6 protein-coding genes and 1 tRNA gene are annotated in these 9,633 nt (G+C 43.3%); 4 read left to right on the forward strand and 3 right to left on the reverse strand.

The window, feature by feature from the left end; all coding sequences use genetic code 11:
• Positions 1 to 237: 237 nt before the first annotated feature.
• Positions 238 to 2,922: a DNA mismatch repair protein MutS gene (gene mutS, locus ABFQ95_05645; protein ID MEN8237008.1), complete on the forward strand. Its 2,685-nt coding sequence runs from the start codon at positions 238 to 240 to the stop codon at positions 2,920 to 2,922.
• Between the two features lie 181 nt (positions 2,923 to 3,103).
• Here mutS and ABFQ95_05650 read toward each other — a convergent pair whose 3' ends face one another.
• Entirely contained in the window at positions 3,104 to 6,145 is a 3,042-nt protein-coding gene (locus tag ABFQ95_05650) for an efflux RND transporter permease subunit (GenBank protein ID MEN8237009.1), read from the reverse strand.
• 5 nt (positions 6,146 to 6,150) lie between these two features.
• Entirely contained in the window at positions 6,151 to 7,236 is a 1,086-nt protein-coding gene (locus ABFQ95_05655) for an efflux RND transporter periplasmic adaptor subunit (GenBank protein MEN8237010.1), read from the reverse strand.
• A 106-nt stretch (positions 7,237 to 7,342) separates the two neighbouring features.
• On the opposite strand from ABFQ95_05655, the gene ABFQ95_05660 reads away from it, so the two are divergent.
• Both ABFQ95_05660 and trxA read left to right on the forward strand, forming a co-directional pair.
• Positions 7,343 to 8,017: an ion channel gene (locus tag ABFQ95_05660; GenBank protein MEN8237011.1), complete on the forward strand. Its 675-nt coding sequence runs from the start codon at positions 7,343 to 7,345 to the stop codon at positions 8,015 to 8,017.
• Between the two features lie 318 nt (positions 8,018 to 8,335).
• Complete coding sequence (gene trxA, locus ABFQ95_05665) at positions 8,336 to 8,653, forward strand: thioredoxin (protein ID MEN8237012.1); 318 nt, start codon at positions 8,336 to 8,338, stop codon at positions 8,651 to 8,653.
• 25 nt (positions 8,654 to 8,678) lie between these two features.
• Here trxA and ABFQ95_05670 read toward each other — a convergent pair.
• Positions 8,679 to 8,765, reverse strand: a tRNA-Leu gene (locus ABFQ95_05670).
• Between the two features lie 80 nt (positions 8,766 to 8,845).
• Here ABFQ95_05670 and lipB point away from each other — a divergent pair.
• Positions 8,846 to 9,532 carry a lipoyl(octanoyl) transferase LipB gene (gene lipB, locus ABFQ95_05675; GenBank protein MEN8237013.1) on the forward strand — a complete coding sequence of 229 codons (687 nt, stop codon included), beginning with the start codon at positions 8,846 to 8,848 and terminating at the stop codon, positions 9,530 to 9,532.
• Positions 9,533 to 9,633: the final 101 nt, after the last annotated feature.

Genomic DNA, 9,633 nt, shown 5'->3' on the forward strand with positions numbered 1-9,633 from the left:
TTAACTATCTTTTTGGATTAAAAAAATCTAGTTAATCGAAAAAAGATCTTTAAACAAATTAAAAAATTCAATTATTTTCTACAGAATACTTTAAGTTAATTAAAAGCCCTGATTGGCTCAATTTCTCCAATTTTTCAGCTGCTGAATTTTACATGCCACAGACCCCTTGTCACAGAGGTACCATCTATGCTTCCTATACATATTATGTAATGAGCTTAACAACACAGATCACTGATTATGTCAGATAACCCAAAAACCCTTGTTCAGTCTGAAGTCAAAAAAACCCCAATGATGGAGCAGTATCTTGCCATTAAAGAGGCGCACCCCGACTGTTTATTGTTCTATCGCATGGGAGATTTTTACGAGCTTTTTTATGAAGATGCCATTCAAGCCTCAAAGGCCCTAGATATCACTCTTACCAAACGTGGCAAGCAAGAAGGACAAGAAATCCCTATGTGCGGTGTGCCTTTTCATGCCTATGAAAACTATCTGGCACGATTGATTCGTCAAGGTTTTCGTGTTGCTATTTGTGAGCAAATGGAAGACCCTGCTGAGGCCAAGAAAAATAGAGGATATAAGGCTCTAGTTAAGCGCGATGTTGTGCGCATCGTTACTCCTGGAACTCTTACGGAAGATACGTTGCTGGATCCATCCCAAAATAATTTCTTGTGTATGTTGTGTTTTGAACCAAGGAAACAAGCGCAAAGCATACAATCCTTTTCGCTGGCAGCTATTGATATGTCCACAGGAACATTCTTGGTTGAAGCACTGACCGCACAATCGCTGACTGGTGCTTTGCAGCGTCTGTCACCGCGTGAGCTGGTGATTCCTGATTTTCTACTCCAGCAACCTAAACTGTTTGAGATTTTAAATGAGTGGAAGAAGATCTTGCATCCGCTTGCAGACAGTCGTTTTGATGTAGCTAATAGCCAGCAACGCTTACAAGAAATTTTTGGTGTTAAAACCCTTGATGGCTTTGGTAATTTCACGCCAACTGATCTTATGGCAGCTGGCACTCTTTTGGATTATATCAGGCTTACACAAAAAGGAGGGATCCCACACCTCAACCCACCAAAGAAAATTGCTAGCCAGCATATTCTGGAAATAGATGCGGCAACGCAAAAAAATTTGGAGTTAATGTACACGCTTTCTGGAGAACAACAAGGCAGCCTTTTAAAAACCATTGATCGCACTCTAACCAGTAGTGGAGCGCGTCTGCTGGCAAGGCGTTTGTCTATGCCACTTGCAAATGCATCCATTATCCAAAAACGCCTTGATAGCATTGATTTTTTTCTCAAAAATCCTAAACTGCGCCAGGAGTTGCGCATGCAATTGAAACATTGCCCAGATCTTGAACGAGCTCTTTCTAGACTCTCTCTTGGTCGGGGTGGTCCTCGTGACTTAGCGGCAATTAAAGAGGCATTGCAAAAAGGACAGGCACTAAAAAACAAACTAGGTATTGTCGAAGTTCTCCCTCGGGAATTGCAAGTTTTTCTGGAAACTCTTGGGCATTACGATGCTCTTATCGACCAACTCGATCGCGCATTAGCTGCCGAGCTGCCGCTTCTTGCCCGTGATGGAGGATTTATTGCCAGAGGCTATCAGCAAAATCTTGATGAATACCGTGACCTTAAGGAAAAGGGACGACAGCATATTGCTGATCTGCAAAATCGTTACCGCGGAGAAACCGGCGTTAATTCTCTTAAAATTAAACATAACAATGTCTTAGGGTTTTATATCGAAATTACAACTCTTCATGCCAGTAAGATGACGGATGCATTTATCCACCGCCAAACCATGGCCAATGCCCAGAGGTTTACAACTGTTGAACTATCTGAACTTGAGCAAAAAATAAACGCATCAAGCGAGCAAGTACTGAATCTGGAGTTGAAGATTTTTGATGATCTGGTGGGTGAAATCGTGATGCGGGCCTCTGATCTTAGCAAAACAGCCAGATCTCTGGCTGGATTGGATGTATCTCTCAGCCTTGCACATCTGTCCGATGAACAAAATTACTGCCGACCGCAAATCGACGAGAGTCTTGCCTTTACAATCATTGAAGGCAGACACCCAGTTGTTGAAACTTCGTTGCAACTGCAAGAAAATCAAGCCTTTGTCAGCAATGATTGTAATTTGGGTGATCAACAAAAGATCCTTTTAATTACTGGTCCCAACATGGCCGGCAAAAGCACTTATCTGCGGCAAAATGCCCTTATCGTGATTTTGGCACAAATGGGATGTTTTGTGCCTGCCAAAAAAGCGCATATCGGTGTGGTTGACCGTTTGTTTAGTAGGGTGGGAGCAGCTGATGATCTTGCTAGAGGACGTTCAACTTTTATGGTTGAGATGGTTGAAACAGCTGCAATTCTCAATCAGTCCACGGAGCGTTCTCTGGTTATTTTGGACGAAGTCGGACGAGGTACTTCAACGTTTGATGGAGTTTCCATTGCCTGGTCTACCATTGAGCATCTGCATAACCAAAATAAATGCCGGTCACTTTTTGCAACACATTATCATGAACTCACAGATTTAGAATCTCGGCTGCCAAAGCTCAAGTGTTATACAGTTCAAATCAAAGAATGGGAGGATAAAATACTCTTCCTGCACAAGGTCATCCCCGGCACCGCTGATCGTTCATATGGGTTGCATGTTGCAGAAATCGCAGGTTTGCCCGCGCCAGTGGTTAAAAGAGCCCAAGAAGTTCTCCATAATCTTGAGCGACTTCCTCAGCGCCGTCCAACTGTAAAACCTTTACATGAACTGCCCCTATTTGCCGCAAAAGCTGAAATCACGCCCAGACCTGAAAGTGCTGAAATCCTCAAATTGAAGCAAAAAATATCTCAGTCTGACCCAGACAGCTTGTCGCCTAAAGATGCACACAGTCTTTTGTACGAGCTTAAAGCTATGCTTAAAGTGGCCTAGGGATCAATGGCAGGGCAAACGTATCAAAATGATCAGGTGACGTTTCCACCCCGAATTTCCGATGATTTTCTCATTAGGTCTTAGATACGGGAATCGGCACATTTGGAACGGTGCCATTCTTGGCTTTCCAGTATATCTAATAAATTAGGTGCAAGTTTCCGGTTCTATCTGAGGTAACACACTAATGCTTCGGTGAAATCTTAAACAACAGTGTGTACAAAATCGGCACCACATAAAGCGTCAACAAAGTCGCAAATGACAAACCAAACATAATTAGCACTGCCATGGATGCAAAAAAAGCATCAAATAACAGGGGCGTCATGCCCAAAACTGTTGTAATTGCAGCCATGGAAACGGGGCGCACACGACTGACTGAAGAGTCAACCACCGCTTGCATAGGTTTTTTACCGGATGCAATTTCAAAATCAATCTGGTCAATGAGCACAATGGCATTCTTTATCAACATACCCGATAGACTTAAAAATCCAAGCAAGGCCATAAAGTCAAAGGGTTTGTCAGCAACAAACAGACCTATATAAACGCCAATTACCGACAGCGGTACCGTCAGCCAAATAATCAGCGGTTGCCGAAGGGCTCCAAACAACAGGACAACCATTAAAATCATTGCCAACACACTCATGGGCAATTGTGCAGCTAGAGCTACTTGAGCATCGCGTGCATCTTCATACTCGCCGCCCCATTCCAGGAAATATCCTGCAGGTAACTCCATCGCTTCAACCTGCGGGCGCAGTTTTTCAAAGCCTGCACTGGCAGATTCGCCAAGCTTAGGATCAGCAGAAGCAATGATAGTGCGAATTCGATTGCGACGTTTAATCCGGGTATCTTCCCAGTCTGTTGCGTACCCTGAAACTACCTGGCGTATTGGTATATTGGCTTGTAAAATCGGACTCCAAATATGCAAATCATTTATGGAGCTAACATTCAAACGCTCTTCAGCAGGCAATCTAGAAATAATTGGAATCAGTTCGTCGGCTTCTCGGTATAGTCCGGCCTGATATCCTGAAAAAGCCATTTCCAATGTATTTTTGAGCAGAGATCGTTGAATACCCGTAGCCCTAGCTAACACTTCAGAAAATTCGGGACGAAACATTTTCACCCGCTGGCGCCAATCATCGCGAATATTAATTAGCCCCTGTTGATGCATAATATCTTGGGCTTGATTTGAGAGAGTGCGGAGTTTTTCAGGGTCCGGACCGCTAAATCGCGCTTCTATTTTGGCATCACGCCCAGGTCCCAGCCGAATCCTTTTAATTCTTGGCTCAGAGTCTGAGTAATTTTCCTTCAAATAAGCATCCACCTTGGCAGAAACGGCATCAATATTGAGTGCATCATCAACCCGTACCACAAGCTGCCCATAACTTGTATTTTTTTCTTCAGGTGTGTAGGTGAGCATAAAGCGGGGAGCACCTTGGCCAACGAAGGTCGTCACATCAGTTACGTGCTCCATGGTCTTTACGTGCGTTTCAAGCTCACGCATATCTTTATCGGTTTCCCGAATATCAGTTCCTTGAGCCCGCCAATAGTCCACCAAGAAAATAGGGGTTGTCGAGTCTGGAAAAAATCCTTCTCGCAAATAGTTAAATCCAAAAATGGAAAGCCCCAAGCAGGCAACCATTATTCCAAGGGTCAAGATACGTGCTTTCATAAATGTGAGCAGTCCGTGCTTATAAACCCTAAAGATAAATCCTCCATATAATTCTTCATCACTTTGTGGTTTTCCTGCCTTGAGCAAGACCACACAAAGCATTGGCGTGACTGTAATAGCTAGAACCCAACTAAGAGTCAGAGAAATCATGATGACTTGAAAGAGACTGCGGATATATTCACCGGTGCTGTCTTCAGACAAACCAATTCCGGCAAAGGCCAAAATGCCAACAAGAGTAGCACCTAACAAGGGCCATATGGTTTGTTTGACAACCCCAAGAGCTGCTTCAACCCGATCTTGCCCTTTTTGGATGCGGATTAAGATCCCTTCAGTCACAACAATAGCGTTATCAACTAACATTCCCAATGCAATAATCAGTGCTCCCAGAGAAATGCGTTGTAGATCAATCTGCCACGCTGACATGAAAATCAGTGTGCCCATGACTGTTAAAAATAGAATGGCTCCAATAAGCAAGCCACTGCGCAAGCCCATAAAGAGCAATAAAATAACCACCACGATAATAACGGCCTCTAAAAGGCTAATTACGAAACCATTAACTGAAGCTTCCACCACTTCGGGTTGATGGTAGATGGAATTCATCACTATGCCAGCTGGTGTTAAACTTTTTAGATCGTCTAGCTTTGCTTCAATTTTTTTACCCAAGGCCACAACATTTCCGCCTGGAACCAAAGAAATACCAAATGCGATGGCAAATTTGCCATTGTGTCGCACAAGGTTTGTTGGAACCTCTTGGTAACCTCGTTTAATTTTGGCAATATCACGCAGATAGATAATTTCCTTTGATTTTGGGCTTGAGATTAACAAATTGCCGATTTCTTCAACAGAGGTGAAGTCTCCCGTAGGGATAATACGAACATATTCATCTCCCACTTGTACCGCTCCTGAAGGTGCAACCAAATTTTGACTTTGCAACGTTCTATAAATTGTTTCTGGCGAAATACCAAGTTGTGCTAAACGAGTTTGTGAAATCTCGACAAAAATTTGTTCTTGTTGCACCCCCATAATCGTTACTTTAGCAACTCCTGGAATTAATAAAATTTCCCGGCGCAAAACGTTATCAACAAATTCTTTAATTTCTCGGTAGGAGTATCCATCTCCAGAAATGGCAAACAGGATCCCAAAAACATCACTATAGTCATCATTGACGATGGATGGATGTGCTCCAGGGGGTAGTTCATCATAGACATCTCCCACCTTACGCCTCAGTTCATCCCAAACTTGCGGTAATGTTTGGGTTGTATATTTATCCTGAATGATGACCTTAATTTCTGACATGCCTGGCTTGGAGGTCGACTCTACTCGTTTCAGTTGGCCAAGCTGCTGGATTGCCGTTTCTAGTTTATCAGAAACCTCTTCTTCGACTTCTTTGGCACTGGCCCCAGGATAGGCCGTGTAGACCATGGCTTCTTTAATGGTAAACTCTGGGTCTTCAAAGCGCCCCAGACGATCATATGATGCACTGCCACCAAGCACCAACAAAATAATGAACAACCAAGCTACCGAACGGTTTTTTAAAAAATACTGAGTCAACCACATGGTAGCTAATTCCGCGCCGTTGTGGTCAACAGTTTAACTTTGGTATTTTCTCGCAAAAAGTGCACACCAGCTGTGACAATGCTATCATCACGCTTGAGTCCTTTTTTGACTAGGATCTTTCCATTTGCAAGGGAACCCACTTTCACTTCACGTTTTTTTAAGCGCATAGTTTTAGGATTAATAACCCATACGAAACGCCCGTCATCTTCATCAGCAAAGACGGCTTCGGTGGGAATTAAATAATGATTTTCTTCACCCTTGGGATTTTTAATAATTGTTGTAACTGTGACAGTCATTCCAGGAAACACAGCCAAATCTTTAGGAGCTGGCATAATAAGAGTTACGTTATAGGTTTGTGTGATCGGATCTGCTGCACTGGAAAATTCTTTAAAAGAGGCCGAATATTGCTTGCCTTGTGCTGTTTCAAACTCAACCAAAAATTCCATATCTGCTTTTTCTTGTCGGCTGATAACCACATACTCAGGCACATTAATGCTTACATCGATATAGGAAATATCATGGATATGTACAACTTTTTGTTTTTGCTTGACGTTTTGAAAATTTTCCACATAGCGCCGGGCAATTAGTCCATCAAATGGCGCTCTTAATGTTGTGTATTCAAGATCTCTAAGGGCTGTATCCAGATTCGCCTGGGCGACATCGAGTTCGGCTTTGATCGTGTCAACTTTAGCTTGCGAGACAAATTGGCTCTTCAACAACTTACTGTAACGAGCAAATTCAACTCGCTTGAGATCGCGCTTAGCCTTTTCTTCACCAACTTTGATCTCAAAATCTTTTGGATCCAGCTGTCCAATTAGCTGATCTTTTTCAACGAACTGACCTTCTTTAATCGGTAGTTTAATCAAACGTCCAGCCACCAAAAAACCTAGCTCAGCTTTTTCAGATGCTTCCACTTTGCCGGGAAATGTAAGGGTCGCTTGCAGATTAGCGTCGCCTAATTTTAAAGACTTTACCGTACGTACAATTTCTTTTTCAGGGGTTGGTTGTGGATCCTCGCACCCCAGCAAAAATGCTAGCAGCACACAGACGCCACTCACACCACATACACGATAAACGAAAAAATTTGCCATGAGAGCCACCGTTAAAATTTTTGTTAAATTTTTTATTTTAAAATAATTATAGCAATAAATATTTGGCAGGCCCAGATGTTTTGACCATAAAAAAGGCAGAATCTCCATGACCTACCGATTTGAACTACCCAGCTATCGTTATTCGACTCTGTTCGTATGTTTGGTTTTCTTTTTTGTGGTTATGCCATTTTTTGATCAAAGCCCCTATGCACAGTTTGTTACTGAAATTGCATTGCTTGGAATGTTGGCAGTGTTCGTATATTTGGTCTCAAACAAACCACGCATATTTTGGATTGCAACTATACTTGCGATTCCTGCAATCCTTGGAACCGTTGGGGATATTTTATTTCAAGATTACCGGCTTGAACTCACCGGAATTTTTGGAATATTTTTCTTCCTTGGCTATGTTTTGTGGGTCTTTTGTGTCAACCTATTTAAATCAAAAACCGTTGATACTAATATGATTTATGGTGCCGTTTGCATCTACCTGTTAATTGCTATTGAATGTGGTTTGCTTTATGCTCTACTTGAAATTTATGTACCAAATTCCTTTGATATTGGTACAGCCTCTGCTGTCGTCATGAGTGAAAATAATGCTCTAGTTCGCGATCTGGTTTACTACAGCTTTATTAGTTTAACCACAACCGGTTATGGGGATATTGTTCCTCTCACGCAAACAGCACGATACTTTTCGATGCTGGAGTCTTTTTTGGGTCAAATGTATCTAACCGTACTGGTTGCTCGCTTAGTGGGTATGCACATTGCAGGAAGGCAAAAATAGATATACTTGCCCCGAGTGACTGCATCTTGTTTCCGTAACTCAAAGATTTGGACAAGATTCGTCATCGTGACGAAATTGAATTGCAGATGCGGCGTTCAGGATAACGTTTGTAGAAGACCCCTATCTAAAAGCGCTATTTATGCCCGGGACGGGCATACAAAGATAACCCAAATCTTTCCAGGACAGCAGCAGACGCGACAGAAGCTCTGTTCGTATTCCGGAACAACTGGTTCAGATAATGCCGAATTCTGCTTGAGAAAAATTACGGCCTGCTGTAGCATAAATTCATGTTTGATTAAATAACTAGAGGAGCAGCGGATGTCTATCTCACATGCGACCACGGCAACGTTTGAAGATGAAGTCTTAAAGGCCGAAGGCTTGGTGTTGGTGGACTTTTGGGCGGAATGGTGTGGTCCGTGTAAAATGATTACTCCAATTCTCGATGAGGTTGATGCAGACGATTCAATTTCAGTGAAAATTGTCAAAGTAGATATTGATGAAAATCCGGAGCCACCGACGCAGTATAACGTGCGCAGTATCCCCACCCTTGCTCTTTTCAAGCAAGGCAAGCTTCTGGGAGTCAAAGTGGGTGTGTTATCAAAACCTTCAATTGTTGAGTGGGTGTCTCAGTCATGAGCATGACCATGCCATTGAAATAATATGGTGCGGTCGAGAAGATTCGAACTTCCACGGAGTTTCCTCCACAGCGACCTCAACGCTGCGCGTCTACCAATTCCGCCACGACCGCAATTTAGAACATTATGACTCCATTAAGGCTTATTTTTGAGGGTTTTTCAAGTTTCAATTTAAGGCATGTGGACTTCAGGTATGCGGGATGTGACTAGAGATCTTACACAACAACCTATCATTGAGTGGCAGGTTTCAAGAAATTTAGTTTCCTATCCTGAAGCCCAAGATTTGATGCAGCGGCGTGTGTGTGAGATTCAAGCAGGCACTGCTGACCCTTTGATCTGGCTGTTAGAACATGTCCCGCTTTACACCATGGGTACCAGTGCCAAGAGAACAGATATTTTGTCTCCTGAACGTTGCCCGGTTTATGGGGCAGGTCGTGGCGGGCAGGTCACATATCATGGTCCCGGCCAACGGGTGGGTTACGTATTAATGGACCTAAAGCGCCAACAAGATCCACCAGATCTCCGCGCTTATATCTTTAAGCTTGAACAGTGGCTGATTGATACACTGGCGGTCTTTCAAATCAAAGCTGAGCGCCGGGAAGGTCGCAGAGGCCTATGGGTTGTGGGCCAGAACGGTGTTGAATCAAAAATTGCCGCCGTAGGCGTGCGGGTGCAAAAGTGGGTGACATCCCATGGAGTTGCTCTTAACCTTAATCCTGACCTGTCTTATTTTACAGGTATTGTTCCTTGCGGACTTGCTGGTTATGGGGTAACGTCAATGCACAACCTCGGTGTGACGGCAACACTTGACGAGGTTGATGCGGTGCTTCTTAAGACATTTTCAGGTATTTTTTCTACACCAGGGCCTCGGATAGTATAGAGGGTTCTGTCGCATCTGTTGAGAGTGCCCGTGCAATTTCTAAAAACGAGATTCCTCTGGGCACACTACACCATCAGAGCCATGAAATTTTCAAATGTTGA

The sequence above is a fragment of the Pseudomonadota bacterium genome, from assembly GCA_039714795.1.
Classification (GTDB): domain Bacteria; phylum Pseudomonadota; class Alphaproteobacteria; order JAGOMX01; family JAGOMX01; genus JBDLIP01.